Genomic DNA, 15,242 nt, shown 5'->3' with positions numbered 1-15,242 from the left:
CGGCAGTGTTCGTTCGTGTACATCTGCAACGCCTTGGAGCTGGGTAGGCGGCCAGCCATGCGGTCCGCTCCCGTGGCTTATCGCTCCGAGGCGCCGTTCCTAGCCTTGGGCCATGGACGACGAGCAGCGGGCGCACAGGTCGCTTTGGACGGTGACGGCCCCCCCGCGCGACTTCCCGGCGCTGCCGGGGGACGTGACGGTGGACGTGGCCATCATTGGCGGGGGGATGGCGGGGCTGACCACGGCGTGGCTCCTGAAGCGCGCTGGCAAGCGCGTGGCGGTGCTGGACATGCACCGCATCCTGTCGGGGCAGACGGGCCAGACGACCGCGCACCTCACCGAGATGCTCGACACGCCCTACGCCACGCTGCGGCGCGACTTTGGTGAGAAGGGGGCTCAGCTCGCGGCGTCCTCCAGCCGCGCGGCCATCGAGCAGATCGCCGCGCTGGTCGACGAGCTCGGCATCGACTGTGACTTCCAGCGCGTGCCCATGTACCGCTACGCGGAGACGGAGCGCGAACTGGCCGGCCTGCACCACGAAGTCACCGCCGCGCGCGAGGCCGGTTTGCTGGCCACCTTCACCCAGGACGTGCCCTTGCCGTATCCCGTGAAGGGCGCCCTGCGGGTGGAGGACCAGGCGCTCTTCCATCCTCGCAAGTACCTGCTGGCGCTGGCGGACCGGATTCCTGGCGACGGCAGCCACATCTTCGAGAACACGCGGGTGACGGAGGTCCACGACGGCGCGCCCTGCCGCGTCGTCACCGACCGGGGCACCGTCACCGCCGCGGCCGTGGTGGAGGCCACCACCACGCCGCTCAACCGCGTGGCCATGCACACCAAGCTCTACCCCTACCGCACCTACGCGGTGGCGGGGCCGCTCAACGGGCCGCTGGAGCCGGGCCAGTACTACGACAGCCAGGAGCCCTATCACTACATCCGCACGCAGCGGGTGAACGGGCGCACCTACGTCATCGTGGGCGGCGAGGACCACAAGGTCGGCACCGACGAGGACACCGCCCGGCGCTACGCCGCGCTGGAGGCCTACACGCTGCGGCGCTTCCCGGTGACGGACATCACCCACCGCTGGTCCGGCCAGGTCATCGAGCCCGCGGACGGGCTGGCGTACATCGGCCGCAACTCGGCCAGCCGCCACGTGTACGTGGCCACCGGCTTCTCCGGCACGGGCATGACGTTCGGCACGCTGGCGGGGATGATGCTCTCCGACGCCATCCTCGACAGACAGAACCCCTTCGCCGCGCTCTACTCGGCGACGCGGGTGAAGCCCCAGGCGGGCGCGAAGGACTTCATCCAGGAGAACGCGGAGGTCGCCTTTCACTTCGTCGCGGACCGCCTGTCCCGGCCGGAGGGGCATCGGCTGGCGGACGTGGCGCCCGGCGAGGGCAAGGTCCTGGAGGTGGCGGGACAGAAGGTCGCGGTGTACCGCGCGGAGGACGGCACCCCCCACGCGGTGTCTCCGGTGTGTACGCACCTGGGCTGCCATGTGCACTGGAACGGCGCGGAGCGCTCCTGGGACTGTCCCTGTCACGGGGGGCGCTTCAGTCCCACCGGCAAGGTGCTCAACGGCCCCGCCATGAAGGACCTGCCGGCGAAGAAGCTACCGACCTGAGCCACACGTCTTCACACCTCAACACGACACACATCATCCACACGGGAGAGGGCGAGCATGGACGCTATCGAGCTGTTGACGCAGCAGCACGACGAGGTGAAGAAGCTGTTCAAGAAGTACGAGAAGCTCTCGGAGGGGGCGGAGTCGAAACGCCAGGAACTCTTCGAGATGATTTCCGACCGCTTGAGCGCGCACGCCTCCATCGAGGAGCAGTACTTCTATCCCGCGGCCAAGGCCCAGGACACGGAGGAGCTGCTGCGCGAGGCCGCCGAGGAACACCTGTCCGCCAAGCGCCTCATCGCCGATCTGCTGGACCTGGAGCCGTCCGACGAGGAGTTCGACGCGAAGATGCAGGTGCTCCAGGAGCAGATTGAGCACCACGTCGAAGAGGAGGAGGGCGAGCTCTTCAAGAAGGTCCGCAAGCTCCTGTCCAAGGAGCAGCTCGTGGACCTGGGTGTCCAGATGCAGCAGGAGTTCGAGGAGCTCATGGAGGGAGAGCCGCGCACCCAGGTGCCCTCGGAGACGGAGCACGCCGCGCTCATCTAGCGCGGGTGGTGGAGGGCATCCGCTGGGCGCTGAGGATTGGGACGCCCTGGCGTGATGTGCCTCGGGAGCGCTTCGGTAGAAGGGGAGGCCGAAGCGCTCGGTAGAAGTCTGGGTGGGTTCACGTCCCATGTGAAGGCGGGGCAGCGCTGTCGCCCGGCCAGTCGTGCCCCGGAGGGAGGGCGTGCTCCGTGGACGGACAGCCGCCGTGTTGACCAGGTCCAGGCCCCATACCTTTCCTCCATGCCCCTGGTCACATGTCCTGACTGCCAGCGCGAAGTCTCGACCTCCGCACCGAGATGCCCTCACTGCGGGCGTCCGATGGACGGAGCCCCCGCGCCGCTACGGCCGGTGATTTCTGGCGAGGCCCCGGGCCCTGAAGAGACGCTGTGGGAGGGCTCGCCCTCCTGGCGGGTCCTTCTCGGTCGACTCCTCGCGCTCGGCTTCGTGGCGCTGGTGCTTCCCGCCGTTCTGCGCGCAGGCGTGGGCCGCCTCGGCCCGTTCCTTCCGAGCAGCGAGGCGGCGGAGCAGGCGGCGAGGGTGGGCTGGTGGATTGTCGGTGCGTTGATTGTCTACGAGCTACTCCGCTTTTTCGGCGCATTCCTCATGCTGAGGACCACACACTACAAGCTGACGAACCAGCGCCTCATCATCGAGAGCGGAGCCCTCTCCAAAACCGTGGGGGAGATCGACCTCCGGAGTGTCGGTGATACCCAGGTCTCGCAGAGCCTGCTGGACCGGCTCCTTGGCATCGGCACCGTTGCCCTCATCTCGACGGACAAGACGTCTCCAATCTCGGTTCTTCGCTGGATGGCCGCGCCGCGCTCCCTCCGCGAGCTCATCCGCACGCGGGCCTATCAGGTGAGCCACAGGCATCTGTTCACTCGAGCCACGTGAGGCGTGCACGCCAGGCGAGCACCTCCGGCTGGGGGAACAAGGTCACCGGCAGTTGCGTGGGCCCACCGCCGGCGGGGTGAGGCTGGGCGCGGGGGCTCGTCGCGACTCGCAACGGGCGTCCGTGCGCGGGCTCGATCCACACCTCGGACGAGCGCCACCATCGTTGCCTGGTTGGATCCGGCAACGAAGCCGAGACATCCTCGTGGATGCCCACCGCTCCATGCAGCGGCGCTCGGCAAGAATCGGGTTGCGCGAGGTGGGCTGGACGGCGGCATCATGGCCACGCCCATGCCACGCCCGCCCCCCGCCATCATTCGCCACCCTGCCTACTACACACCCGCGGTCCGCCGTGCCCTGTCCCGTGCGGACCCGACACTGGGCGCGCTGATGAAGCGCGTTGGCCCCTTCCGGCTCCAGGTGCGCCCGCTGCACAGCCCGTTCGGCGCGCTGGCGGAGTCCATTGTCTACCAGCAGCTCCACGGCAAGGCGGCCGCCACCATCTTCGGCCGCGTGTGCGAGCGCGTGGGCTCGGGACGCAAGTTCACGCCGGAAGCGCTGCTGGCTGTGCCGGACACGTCGCTGCGCGAAGCGGGGCTGTCCGCCAACAAGCTGGCCGCGCTCCAGGACCTGGCGCGCAAGACGCTGGACGGCACCGTGCCGCCGCTGACCAAGGTGCGGCGCATGGATGACGCCGAGCTCATCGAGCACTTCACCCAGGTGCGCGGCATTGGCCAGTGGACGGTGGAGATGCTGCTCATGTTCCAACTCGAGCGGCCCGACGTGCTGCCCGTGGACGACTACGGCGTGCGCAAGGGCTTCATGAAGGCCTATGGCCTGCCGGAGATGCCCAAGCCCAAGGCGCTGCTCGCCTACGGCGAACGCTGGCGGCCCTGGCGCTCGGTGGCCAGCTGGTACATGTGGCGCTCGGCGGAGCTCCCCGACGCGCCGCCCGTGGAGGGCTGACGGCGTTCCTGGGCTGTGGCCTCAGGCGGTGTTGAGCGTGGTGCTCGGGGCGTGCTTCTGGCGCCGCATGGGCACCAGCAGCGCCAGGAAGGCCACGGACAGGACGGTGCCCAGCAGGAAGACGGGCGCGTAGCCCAGGCCAAGCCCGTGCTTCGGGTCCGCGAGCCAGCCCGCGAGCGGGCCCGCGGGCGCCTTGCCCCAGACCTCCAGGCTGGCGAGCAGCGTGTAGTGCGTGGCGCCGATGCGCCGGTCCACGCGCGACATCATGAAGGCGAACATCACCGTGGTGAGCGCGCCGCCGAAGAGCTCCTCGGCCATGGTGACGCCGATGACGCCCGCGTCGGTGACGCCTCCAGTGGCCAGCAGCCACCGCCCCACCAGGGAAATCACCCGCAGCGACGCGGTGAGCCCCACTGCGCCCAGCAGCGGCATGCGCGAGGCCAGCAGTCCTCCGGCCAGTGAGCCGACAATGGACGCGCCCGTGCCCCACGTGCCCACCCACAGGCCAATTTGCGCGGCGGTGAAGCCCGCGTCGACGAGGAACGGCTTGAAGAGCACGTCGGACATGCTCTCGCCCAGCTTGTACGTGGTGATGAAGAGCAGCAGCCAGCCCGCGCCCGGCAGCAGGAGCGACTTCTTGAGGCGCTGGAACAGCTCGCGCCAATCCGGCTCCTGCCGGGCGGTGGCCGCGGACGGCGTGGCGTGTGCCTCGGGGGCAGACTCCCGGGCGAAGAGCATCACCGTGAAGACGGCCAGGCACAGCAGCGCCATGGCGACGAAGAGGCCGGACCAGCCGATGCGCGCGCTGGCCCACACCAGCAGCCCACCGCCCGTCAGCATTCCCAGCTTGTAGCCCACCACCTGCGCGGTGTTGCCCAGGCCCAGCTCACTGGGGCGCAGGGTGTCCACGGCGAAGCCATCCACCGCGATGTCCTGCGTGGCGGCGAACAGGTTCATCAGGAAGACGAGCGCCAGCAGGGCGGGGAGCGCGTCCCGCGAAGCCGCGACCGCCGCCGCGGCGCAGCTGGCCGCGAGCCCCGCCTGCATCGGCAGAATCCACGACTTGCGCCGGCCGATGCGCGCCGAGCCATACCGGTCCACCAGGGGCGCCCAGAGCGCCTTGAGGGCCCAGGGCAACCACAGCGCGCCGAGCAGTCCAATGGTGGTCAGCGAGACGCCCTGCGAGCGCAGGTATACCGGCAGGGCGGTGGCCTGGAAGCCGAAGGGCAGGCCCTGCACGAAGTAGAGCATGCACAGCAGGGCGAGCCGGGACGACGGAAGTCTCATTGACGCCCAGCATAGAGCCACCGTGTCGGGAACGAGGAAGTGTCCGCTCGCCAGTCCGGATGTGGGGCCCTGTCCACGGTAATGCAGAGCGGCCCTCCGTCTCATGGACGGGGAGGGGACGCTCTCTACGCTCATCCTCCCCATGGCCGGGTCCCGGCCTCATCTTGCGCCGGACGGCGAAGGCCGCCGAGGCGCGTGGAGCACGTCACCATGCAGGAGCAGCAGGCAGGAGTCGAAGTCGTGAAGCGGGGCGAGTCCGCGCCGTCGCCGTCGTTGCGCGTGCTGGATGTGATGGCCCTGACAGTGGGCATCGTCCTGGGGGCGGGCATCTTCAAGGCGCCCTCGCTGGTGGCCGCGCAGTCCGCCAGCGGTGAGGCCATGCTGCTCACGTGGCTGCTGGGCGGCGTCGCGTCGCTGGTGGGCGCGCTGTGCTACGCGGAGCTGGCCAGCGCCTGGCCACACCCGGGCGGGGACTACCACTATCTGTACCGCGCGCTGGGCAAGGGGCCCGCCTTCCTCTTCGCGTGGGCGCGGCTGACCGTCATCCCCACCGGCTCCATCGCACTGCTGGCCTTCGTCTTCGGGGACTACGCCACGCAGCTCTTCCCCCTGGGCCCGTATTCGTCGCCCGTCTATGCGGCCATGCTGGTGGTGGGGCTGACGGCGGTGAACATCGCCGGAATCCGGCAGGGGACCCGTACGCAGAACCTGCTCACGGCCCTGGAGGTTCTGGGCGTGGGGGCTGTCGTCATCGTGGGGCTGCTGTTCACGCCCGCGCTGGTGCCCGCGGAGGCGGCGCCGGCACCGGCCGCGTCGTCGGGGACCGCCTGGGGCCTGGCCATGGTGTTCGTGCTGCTGACGTACGGCGGCTGGAACGAGGTGGCGTACCTGTCCTCGGAGGTGCGGGGTTCGCGGCGCACCATCGCCTGGTCGCTGTTGGCGAGCATCGGGCTGGTGACGGCGCTGTACCTGCTGGTCAACGTGGCCTACCTGCGCGGCCTGGGGCTCGAAGGCATGGCGCGTTCGGAGGCGGTGGCCGCGGACCTGATGCAGCGCGCGGTGGGCAGCGGGGGCGCGCTGGTGCTGAGCGTCATCATCGCCATCTCCGCGCTGACGTCCGCCAACGCCACGGTGCTGACGGGGGCTCGGACCCACTATGCCTTCGGGCGGGACAGCGTGCTGTTCAACGGGCTGGGGCAGTGGCACGCGAAGTCCAATGGCCCGTCCCGCGCGCTGCTGGTGCAGGGGGCCATCTCCCTGGCGCTGGTGGGGCTGGGGACGCTGACGCGTCAGGGCTTCGAGACGATGGTGGAGTACACCGCGCCCGTCTTCTGGCTCTTCTTCCTGCTGACGGGCGTGTCGCTGATGGTGCTGCGCGTGCGTGAGCCGGATGCGCCCCGGCCGTTCCGCGTGCCGCTGTATCCGCTCACGCCGCTGCTCTTCATCGGCATCTGCGCCTACGTCCTCTATTCCAGCCTGGCCTTCACCGGGCTGGGCGCGCTCGCGGGGCTGGCCGTGCTGGGCACGGGCGGCGTGCTGCTCGCCGTGGAGGCGGTGCGCACCCGCAGGGGCTCGCAGGGGGCCTCCCCCAAGGCCACTTCCTCTCCCAGACTGCAACGAACGAAGGAGGCGACATGAAGCGAATGATGGTGGTTTTCACGTTCACGGCGGCGATGGCCTCGAACGCCGCGAGCGTTTCGACGGCACAGCAGAAGGTGACGGTGCAGGTCCGCGGACCCTCGGGCAGTTCGGTTCAGGCGCCCGAGGTTCCCTTCGTCCCCACGCCGGAAGGTGCCGTGGACGGGATGCTGGCATTGGCTGGCGTGAAGCCCGGTGACACTGTCTATGACCTGGGCAGCGGCGACGGCCGCATCGTCATCTCCGCTGTCCAGAAGCACGGGGCGAAGCACGCCGTGGGCGTGGACATCAACCCGGAGCGCATCGCCGAGGCCAACCAGAACGCGAGCCAGGCGGGCGTGAAGAACAAGGTGGAGTTTCGCCAGGGTGACCTCTTCGACGCGGACATCCGTGACGCGTCGGTGGTGACGCTCTATCTGCTGCCCTCCGTCAACGAGCGGCTCAAGTCCAAGCTGCTCTCGGAGCTGAAGCCAGGCACGCGCATCGTGTCGCACAGCTTCGACATGGGGGACTGGGCGCCGACCAAGACGGTGCAGAGCGAGGGACGGACGCTCTACCTCTGGGTCGTCCCCGAGCGCGGCACGGGCGGCGCGCCCCGCTGAGCACGGCGGGAGGCTTCCGGGCCCGGCGCCCTCGCCAGGAGGGGCCGGGCCGTCTCACGTCAGGGCGCCGGAGGCGGCTGACCCGGCGTGCGCGAGTAGTGGAGCACCATGGCCTCCAGCCGCGACAGGGCCTTCTCCAGCGTCTCCATGGACGGGCCGAAGGACAGGCGCACGTAGCCGCGGAAGCGGGAGGGCCGCGCGCGGCGCTTGCCGGGATTCACGTCGAAGAACTCGCCCGGAACGGCGATGATTTTCTGGTCCAGCGCGGCGCGGAAGAAGCCCATGCCGTCGTTGAGCGGCGGCGGCAGCCCGGACACGTTGCCCCAGACATAGAAGGTGCCGTCCGGCGCGCGGTCCGTGCGGATGCCGATGCGCTCCAGCCGGGAGTGGAAGCGGTCCCGCTTCTCCCGGAAGGTGTTGTGGATGGCCATCGTCTCCGCCACCACGGGCTCCTCCTGGAGGAGCTGAATCGCCGCGCGCTGGAGCGGCCGGCTCCCACCGCCATCCAGGAAGCTTCCCGCGCTGGCGACCGCATCGATGACCTGGCGCGGCCCCACCGTCCACGTCATGCGCCAGCCCGGGTAGCGCCAGTTCTTGGTGAAGCCGTCGAACAAGACCACCGGGTCCTTGTTCACGTCCTCCACGTAGCGGGCGGCGCTCTCCACCGGGAGGTGTCCGGGGCGGCCCGTCCAGATGTAGTGCGAATAGAATTCGTCGACCAGCAGCGCGCACTCATGCTCGCGGGCCACGCTCACCCAGCGCGCCATCTCCTCGCCGTGCACCAGCTTGCCGGTGGGGTTGCAGGGGTTGGAGAAGAGCAGGGCGGACAAGCCCCGGCCCTGCACCTCGCGCCGCAAGTCCTCCGCGGTGAAGGCATAGCCGCGCTCACCCTCCAGGAGGATGGGGATGGCGGTGAACGCCTTGAAGACGTCCAGCAGCTCCTCATACGCCGTGTAGTCCGGCAGGAAGTGGCCCAGGTTGATGGCGCCCAGGCTGGCCGCGGCGCGGGTGAGTGCCGCGCGGCCACCGCCAGACAGGCACACGTTCTCCGCGCTGTACTGGCTGGGCATGCCCCGGCGGTAGAGCCGGTTGTAGAGGCTGGCGATGGACTCGCGCACCTCCCAGAGCCCGGCGACGGGGGCGTACTCCATGTCGGCCACGTCGATGGTGACCTGGTTCAGCCGGGGCGGCGCGCCGGGGAGGTCTCCTGTCTCCGGCTGGCCCTGGCCCAGGTTGCACCACTCCGGGTTGCTGGAGCGGTAGCCACGGCGGGTGGCCTCGGCGGTGACGAAGATGACGCCGGTGCGGGGCACGGCGCGGAATGCCGGAAGGGGGACGTCGTCGCTCACGGCGTCACACCCTAGCGGAAGTCCGCGCCGTGCGCGCTGCCGCCGCGCGCCCGCTCAGCGGACGATGGGCACCGTCACGGGCTCCAGGTCGTCCACCGTCACCTCAGCCTTGCCCAGGCGCCACAGGACGGGCTGGAAGCGGGCTTCCACGCGCCGCCCGTCCGCCGTCTCGAGCACCGCGGTGCCTTCCTTCGGCAGGTATTCACCCACCTCGTAGTGCAGCCCCGTCAGCGTGAGGCGGTCGGTGCCATCGGGGCCCGTCAGCTCGCCTGGACCGTCCAGCACCAGCGACGTGCCACCCAACACGGGCATGCCGGCTCGCATGCCCACGCGGCCATCGACACGGAACGTGTGGCCCTGTCGTCCAGGGACGCCGCCCTCCACATCCGCCCAGAGGCGCGTCTCGTCGCCGCACGTGCCGTAGCCCACCTCCGCCTGGAGCGGGTGTCCGTCCACTGTCAGTCCGCGCAGGTCCGCCTCCACTTCCATGAGGTCCTCGCCGCCGCGGTAGAGAAACGCGGTGTGACCGGCGAAGCGCAGGCCGTGCACGTCACAGCCGCCCTCATCGAAGGTGAGCACCACGCGGTCCGTCACGCTGTCATGGGGCTCCACCGCGGCGCGGGCGCAGGCCCACCGCGTGCGCACGTCGTACGCGGCGGTGCTGAGGAAGGCGCGACGGGGCTCACCGCAGGTGTACACCGGCAGCACGCCCAGGACTTCCAGCGCGCCGCGCACCTGATGCGAGGCCGCCACCACGCGCTCCACGCGCTGACGGGCGGCGTCCACTTCTTCCTGCGTGGGGGCTCCACCGCCACAGGCGGTGGCGAGGACGGTGAGGGCAAGACAGGTGATGCGTCGCATGGGCGCTTCTCCAGGGGGTGCACGACACCGCGGCTTCGCGGCGGGTCCTGCCCCCGTGGAGAGCAACCGTCATGCCCGGTGCAACCTCGCGAGAACACGAGGCTCGGCCGGAACAGGGCCCGGGATGTGCGTGCAGCGGGTTGCACAGCCCCGGCGGGCCCGTCCGGGTAGGGCGGCTCAGCCTTCGAGCGAAGCGCGCAGGAACCACGCGTGCTTCTCGAACTCGGTGATGATGTCCGTGGTGAGGCCCTCGGAGTCCGAGTCCCCGTTCTCGACGAAGAGGGCGCGGCTCTTGCGCAGGCCGTCCAGGTAGATTTCGATGCGCTCGGCCAGCAGCTTCACGTGCTCCATGTCGCGCGTCGTCTCCTGCGGATACTCCGGCAGGCGGCTCGTCTTGCCCACGTGGCGGCTGGTGCCGTAGGCCTTGCCACCCAGCGTCACCGCGCGCTCGGCGATGGAGTCGTTGTGCGTGGCCAGGCTCACCGCGAACGTTTCGAACAGCGGGTGGAGCGAGGCGAACTGCGGCCCCTTGATGTTCCAGTGCGCGACCTTGATTTGCGAGTGCAGGTCGAGCCCGTCGGCGAGCCGCTCGTTGAGCGATTCAGCGATGGCGGCGCGGGCCTTCTCGGGGAGGGGGCTGGGGCTGCGGTACATGGTGTCTTCCTTTCGGCTGTGTGGTTGTCGGTGTCGGCTGGTTGGATGCGCGGCGGCCAAAAAGGGAGCGCCCCCCGGTGTTTCCACCGGAGGGCGCTTGAAACTTCGGCGATGCCTCGCGACAGAGGGGCTTAAGACTCCAGCCCCACCGCCGCCGCGTGGATGACCGACGCGATGCGAACCGCGTCGTGCACCTGGTCCTCGGAGAGGCCGCCCTCGAGGACGATCTTCTCGTGGGACTGCATGCACATCTCGCAGCCGTTGATGGCACTGACGGCGAGGCAGACCAGCTCGAAGTCCACCTTGTTCGTCAGCACCTGCGCGAGCCGGTTCATCCGCAGCCCGGCGCGCTTGGTCGAGTAGGACTCCTTCCCGATCATGTGCCTGAAGCGGTAGTACACATTGTTCATCGCCATCAACGACGCCGCCGCACGCGCGTCCTCGATGACAGGCTCGGGATTCGCGAGGGCCTTCTTCGCCTCGTTGAGCATGGCCTCCTTCAGCCGCTCATTCCGAGCGGCGAAGGCGCATGCCACGGCCACACCCCAACGCTGCTCCGCGGTGAGGCTGCCACCTTCCAGGACACCCTGGAGGTTGAGGCGGGTGTCCTTGTGGGAGTCCGCGAGTTCAGAGCGGACGACTTCGAGCGAGGCCATGGTGGATTACCCCGCCTTCGACAGCTTCTGGGTCAGGGTCTCCTCACCCTTGGTCCAGTTGCAGGGGCACAGTTCGTCCGTCTGGAGCGCGTCCAGCGTGCGGATCGTCTCGGAGACGTTGCGGCCCACGGACAGGTCGTTGACCGTCACGTGGCGGATGATGCCCTCGGGGTCCGCGATGAACGTCGCGCGGAGGGCCACGCCCTCTTCCTTGTGGAGGATGCCCAGCGCGTTGCACAGCTCGTGCTTGATGTCCGCCAGCATCGGGAAGGGCAGGTTCTTCAGGTCCGGGTGGTGCGTGCGCCACGCGTGGTGCACGAACTCGCTGTCGGTGCTCAGGCCGAGGACCTGCGCGTCACGGTCAGTGAAGTCCTTGTTCTTCTTGCCGAACTCCGCGATCTCCGTGGGGCAGATGAAGGTGAAGTCCTTCGGCCACGCGAACAGGACCAGCCACTTGCCCTTGAAGGTCTCGTTCGTGATGTCCTGGAACTCCTTGCCCTTCTCCAGGGACACGGTGGCCTTCACCTTGAAGTTCGGGATCTTGTCGCCAACGGTCAGCATTACGGCTCCTTGGGATGGGGGCCCGGCGGTGAGCCGACCCCAGTGAACGTGTTCTGTCCTACCGCTTAGCAGTCACCGTGCCAGAACCTCGAATCAATGATTCCAGGGGTTTGGATTTCGCCCCCACTGGGTCGGTGCCGCTGGGCCGGTGTCTAACGAAATCTCGGTGCGTTTCGCCACTGCAATTTCGGTGGATCGACGAACCGGGGGAGACTGGCCGCTCGTGGCCCTCACGAGCGGGCGGAAAATACGAGAAGTGCCGCGTGGTTGCACCCACTCCGGACAGGCAATGGCTCGAATGTACGGCCGCGAACGCGTGCTCCGTTCACCTACAAGGCGGCCCCTCCCCGCATGTTCAAAAGAATCGCTTTGTGTTCCGGGGGTTGCGACGGATCTTCCGGCCTGGAGCGGTGGGGCACGAAATCTCGGTGCCTGCCTCACTGCAATTTCGGTGGAACCCTATTATTTCGTAGGCATGCAGGACGACTTTTCAGGCGCCATCGACGGTGCGAAGGACGCTCGGGACCTCCTTGAGCTGGCAACGGCGGAGGATTCCGTCGGGGATTTGCTGCGCCGTGGGCTCGACTGGCTGACGCGGGTGGTGCGCTTCGACCTGGCCACGGTGTTCCTCCTGAAGGAGGGCCGGCTGGTGTCGGTGGCCGCGCGAGGGCCGTTGGCCAACGCGAAGGTGCGGCAGCACTCGTTGCAGCTGTCGGAGTTCCCCTCGCTGCGGCAGGCCCTGGAGACGCGGCGGGCGAAGGCCTTCACGGAAGAGGACCATGCCCACGGGGATGGAGACCCTTTCGACGGCGTGCTGGATTTGCCGCCGGGGCATTCGTGCATGGTGGTGCCGCTGTGCGCGGGTGAGCGCTGCTACGGCGTGCTCTCCCTGGACCGCGCCGAGTGTGAGACGTACCCCCAGCCGGTGGTGGACCTGGTGGAGGTGTACGGGCAGATGCTGGCCACGGCCATCCAGTCAGCCGAGCAGCGCGCCACCTTCGAGCGTCTCCACCGTCAGGACCACGAGCACGCGAAGCTGCTGGAGGCGCAGCTCGGCGGAGACTCGGAGGGCATCCTCGAGACGTCGAAGAGCCCGGTGATGCGAGACCTGGCGCGGCGGGCGCGGCAGGTGGCGGAGACGGACACGCCGGTGCTGATTACCGGTGAGACGGGCACGGGCAAGGAGCGGCTGGCCCGCGCCATCCACCGTTGGAGCGCCCGCGCGGACCAGCCCTTCGTCACGCTCAACTGCGCTGCCATTCCGGCGGGCCTGCTGGAGAGCGAGCTGTTTGGCCACGTGAAGGGCGCCTTCACCGGCGCCACGAAGGACCGGGCCGGACGCTTCCAGATGGCGCATGGCGGCACGCTGCTGCTGGATGAGGTGGGCGAGCTGCCCTTCGACCTCCAGGCGAAGCTGCTGCGGGCGCTGCAGGAGAAGACATTCGAGCCGGTGGGCAGCGACAAGACGGTGCGCGCGGACGTGCGCATCCTGGCGGCCACGCACGTGGACCTTCAGCAAGCCATTGCCCAGAAGCGCTTCCGCGAGGACCTCTACTATCGGTTGAGCGTGTTCCCCCTGCGCCTGCCGCCGCTGCGCGAGCGCCGCGAGGACCTGCCACAGCTGTGCGCCTTCCTCCTGGAGGAACAGGCGCGCCGGACGGGACGGCGGGGCATGCGGGTGACGCCCGAGGGCCTGGTGCGGTTGGAGGCCTATGAGTGGCCGGGCAATTTGCGCGAGCTGGCCAACGTGCTGGAGCGGGCCACCATCCTCACGCGAGGGACGGAGCTGGGGCCGGAGTCCTTCGACGTTCCCACGCGCGGCGCGGCCGGGGTGACGGCCCTGCCGGAGGAGCCGGCGCCCGCGGTGGGAGGGCAAAAGCTGACCCCCGTGCTGACGCTGGCGGCCGTGCAGCGCGAGCACATCATGCGAGTGCTCTCGCTCACGCGGGGCCGCGTCTACGGCGCCAATGGGGCCGCGGCGCTGCTGGGGCTCAAGCCGTCCACGCTCCAGAGCCGGATGAAGAAGCTGGGCATCGCCCGGCTGGAGCAGTTCGTCGTCGACGAGGCGTGAGCCTTGAAACCGCGCGCCTAGGAGACGCGCGGTGCCGAGGGCGCCACCGGGTAGGTGCCCCGCTGACCGAACGGCGGGTCGAACAGCGCCGGGTCCGACTGCCGCGAGCGGAAGAGGTCGACGATGTAGTTCATCCGCTGGTCCAGCTTGCTCCAGTCCTTCGCCCCGGAGCCCTTGAGGCTGTCCTGGCTCTTGTCGAGCTGGCCCAGCAGCGCGCGCAGCTCGGGGTTTTCGATGGAGCGCAGGTGCGGCGGGAAGAGCGTGGACTCCATGCCCGGAGGCGGCGGCAAATCATTGCCCAGCTTCAGCGCGCTGCCCGGCACGGCCAGCTTCATCATGTGCTCGGTGGCGACGCGGCGGAACACGTTCGCCACGCCATCCACCACGGGGTTCAGCGCCGCGTCCACCAGACCCGTCTTCAAGGCCGCCTTGCCCGCGAGGTTGGCGGGGAAGGGGAGCGCATTGATTTGCGCCTCGACGGTCTGCTTGAGGATGTCGCGGAAGGTGTCCTTCACCGGCGAGTTGAGCGCCTTCTCGACGTAGGGCTGGAGCTGCGTCTGCTCGTGCAGGCCCACCTTGTCGTTGGCCAGGAGCATCAGCTCGGCCTTCTTGTTCGGGTCCTTCTCGAACATGGCCTGGGCGTAGTGGCCGAAGGACTCCTTCAGCAGCGGCTTGTCCGCGGGGAAGCCGCTCAGGTACTGCTCCACCTTGGCGGCGTCAAACTGGGTGTCGCCCTGGAAGGTCTCCACGAAGCGGGCGAACTCCTGGCCCACCTCCTCGAACACCAGCTTGTTGCCGTCGGCGATGGCCTTGCTGACGTTCTGGAGCGCCTCATTGCCCGCCGAGGCGATGTCGCCCAGCGGCAGCGAGGGGAGGCCCAGCTTGCGCAGCAGGTCGTCCACCTTGGACATCGGCCCCATGACGCCGTCGGCGCCCTTGAGCGCGTCCGTGAAGAACTTGGGCATGTCCTCGCCGCGGATGCTCACGCCGGCTTGCTTCGAGGCCCAGGTCGCGAAGGTGGACCAGTTGGCGTTCTCCGTGCCCAGCAACTGCCCCATGGCGTTGGACAGGTCCGAATAGCCCTGGGTAATCGCATGGTTGCGCGCCACCGGGTCCTGCATGGCGGCGATGTTCCGCACGTCCGCGGCGGTGGGATAGCTGCCCGGCGCGACGCTCGGGCCGCGCGCCAGGGCCGCGGGGGCGTTCAGCGCCACGGGCTGTTGCCGGGCGGGCGGAGACTCGAACTGGGACACCCCGGACATGCCGGGCCGGGTCACCTGGGCCTTGGCCTGGGGTTTGACCTCGTTGCGAGCGGGGCGGGGCGGCTCGCGGAGCTCGGTGGGGCGGACGGGGGCTCGGGAACCGATTTTTGGGGGACTCATCTTCTCCAGTATCGGTTGAAACCGGAAAAAGTTGCGTCCCCTGGATGGTGGAGTTCAGGGGGCACGGGGGTTGGGGGAGTCTTTATTTCCGCATCGTCGGGTGAAGCCGGAAAGTGATTTGCGCCCTGCCCCCAAAGGCATGTCGGACCCC

14 protein-coding genes are annotated in these 15,242 nt (G+C 69.0%); 7 read left to right on the top strand and 7 right to left on the bottom strand.

Features of this window, described 5'->3' with window-relative positions:
• Nucleotides 1-112 precede the first annotated feature (112 nt).
• The 4 genes from BLU09_RS00600 (at nt 113) to BLU09_RS00580 (ending at nt 4,030) form a co-directional block, all read left to right on the top strand.
• Nucleotides 113-1,627 carry an FAD-dependent oxidoreductase gene (locus tag BLU09_RS00600; RefSeq protein ID WP_090484297.1) on the top strand — a complete coding sequence of 505 codons (1,515 nt, stop codon included), beginning with the start codon at nt 113-115 and terminating at the stop codon, nt 1,625-1,627.
• 57 nt (nt 1,628-1,684) lie between these two features.
• Nucleotides 1,685-2,173 carry a hemerythrin domain-containing protein gene (locus tag BLU09_RS00595; protein ID WP_090484295.1) on the top strand — a complete coding sequence of 163 codons (489 nt, stop codon included), beginning with the start codon at nt 1,685-1,687 and terminating at the stop codon, nt 2,171-2,173.
• A 444-nt stretch (nt 2,174-2,617) separates the two neighbouring features.
• Nucleotides 2,618-3,067 carry a PH domain-containing protein gene (locus BLU09_RS38620; RefSeq protein ID WP_167371000.1) on the top strand — a complete coding sequence of 150 codons (450 nt, stop codon included), beginning with the start codon at nt 2,618-2,620 and terminating at the stop codon, nt 3,065-3,067.
• Between the two features lie 288 nt (nt 3,068-3,355).
• Complete coding sequence (locus tag BLU09_RS00580; RefSeq protein WP_090486911.1) at nt 3,356-4,030, top strand: DNA-3-methyladenine glycosylase family protein; 675 nt, start codon at nt 3,356-3,358, stop codon at nt 4,028-4,030.
• 21 nt (nt 4,031-4,051) lie between these two features.
• On the opposite strand, the gene BLU09_RS00575 is transcribed toward BLU09_RS00580, so the two are convergent.
• Nucleotides 4,052-5,317, bottom strand: a complete 1,266-nt coding sequence (locus BLU09_RS00575) for an MFS transporter (RefSeq protein ID WP_090484288.1) — start codon at nt 5,315-5,317, stop codon at nt 4,052-4,054.
• A 210-nt stretch (nt 5,318-5,527) separates the two neighbouring features.
• Between BLU09_RS00575 and BLU09_RS00570 the strand changes: the two genes are divergently transcribed.
• Both BLU09_RS00570 and BLU09_RS00565 read left to right on the top strand, forming a co-directional pair.
• Nucleotides 5,528-6,955: an APC family permease gene (locus BLU09_RS00570; RefSeq protein WP_186817696.1), complete on the top strand. Its 1,428-nt coding sequence runs from the start codon at nt 5,528-5,530 to the stop codon at nt 6,953-6,955.
• On the top strand, nt 6,952-7,557 hold the full coding sequence (locus BLU09_RS00565) for an SAM-dependent methyltransferase (RefSeq protein WP_090484284.1): 606 nt from the start codon (nt 6,952-6,954) through the stop codon (nt 7,555-7,557). Before BLU09_RS00570 ends, BLU09_RS00565 begins: the two co-directional genes overlap by 4 nt.
• Nucleotides 7,558-7,616: 59 nt before the next feature.
• Here BLU09_RS00565 and BLU09_RS00560 read toward each other — a convergent pair whose 3' ends face one another.
• The 5 genes from BLU09_RS00560 to BLU09_RS00540 all read right to left on the bottom strand — a co-directional run bounded on the left by BLU09_RS00560 (nt 7,617) and on the right by BLU09_RS00540 (nt 11,638).
• Nucleotides 7,617-8,906, bottom strand: a complete 1,290-nt coding sequence (locus BLU09_RS00560; RefSeq protein WP_011551671.1) for a pyridoxal phosphate-dependent aminotransferase — start codon at nt 8,904-8,906, stop codon at nt 7,617-7,619.
• A 54-nt stretch (nt 8,907-8,960) separates the two neighbouring features.
• Complete coding sequence (locus BLU09_RS00555) at nt 8,961-9,767, bottom strand: hypothetical protein (RefSeq protein WP_244171324.1); 807 nt, start codon at nt 9,765-9,767, stop codon at nt 8,961-8,963.
• A gap of 177 nt (nt 9,768-9,944) precedes the next feature.
• Nucleotides 9,945-10,421 (bottom strand): DNA starvation/stationary phase protection protein Dps, encoded by a 477-nt coding sequence (gene dps, locus BLU09_RS00550; RefSeq protein WP_090484282.1) that lies wholly within the window; start codon nt 10,419-10,421, stop codon nt 9,945-9,947.
• Between the two features lie 131 nt (nt 10,422-10,552).
• On the bottom strand, nt 10,553-11,077 hold the full coding sequence (locus BLU09_RS00545) for a carboxymuconolactone decarboxylase family protein (RefSeq protein WP_090484280.1): 525 nt from the start codon (nt 11,075-11,077) through the stop codon (nt 10,553-10,555).
• A 6-nt stretch (nt 11,078-11,083) separates the two neighbouring features.
• Nucleotides 11,084-11,638, bottom strand: a complete 555-nt coding sequence (locus BLU09_RS00540; protein WP_011551675.1) for a peroxiredoxin — start codon at nt 11,636-11,638, stop codon at nt 11,084-11,086.
• Nucleotides 11,639-12,113: 475 nt separating this feature from the next.
• On the opposite strand from BLU09_RS00540, the gene BLU09_RS00535 reads away from it, so the two are divergent.
• Nucleotides 12,114-13,709, top strand: a complete 1,596-nt coding sequence (locus BLU09_RS00535; protein ID WP_090484278.1) for a sigma 54-interacting transcriptional regulator — start codon at nt 12,114-12,116, stop codon at nt 13,707-13,709.
• A gap of 17 nt (nt 13,710-13,726) precedes the next feature.
• Here BLU09_RS00535 and BLU09_RS00530 read toward each other — a convergent pair whose 3' ends face one another.
• Nucleotides 13,727-15,091 (bottom strand): hypothetical protein, encoded by a 1,365-nt coding sequence (locus BLU09_RS00530; RefSeq protein WP_090484275.1) that lies wholly within the window; start codon nt 15,089-15,091, stop codon nt 13,727-13,729.
• Between the last annotated feature and the right edge of the window lie 151 nt (nt 15,092-15,242).

Origin of the sequence: Myxococcus virescens (assembly GCF_900101905.1) — a bacterium.
Taxonomy (GTDB): domain Bacteria; phylum Myxococcota; class Myxococcia; order Myxococcales; family Myxococcaceae; genus Myxococcus; species Myxococcus virescens.
This window is presented reverse-complemented; position numbering and strand designations above follow the sequence as displayed.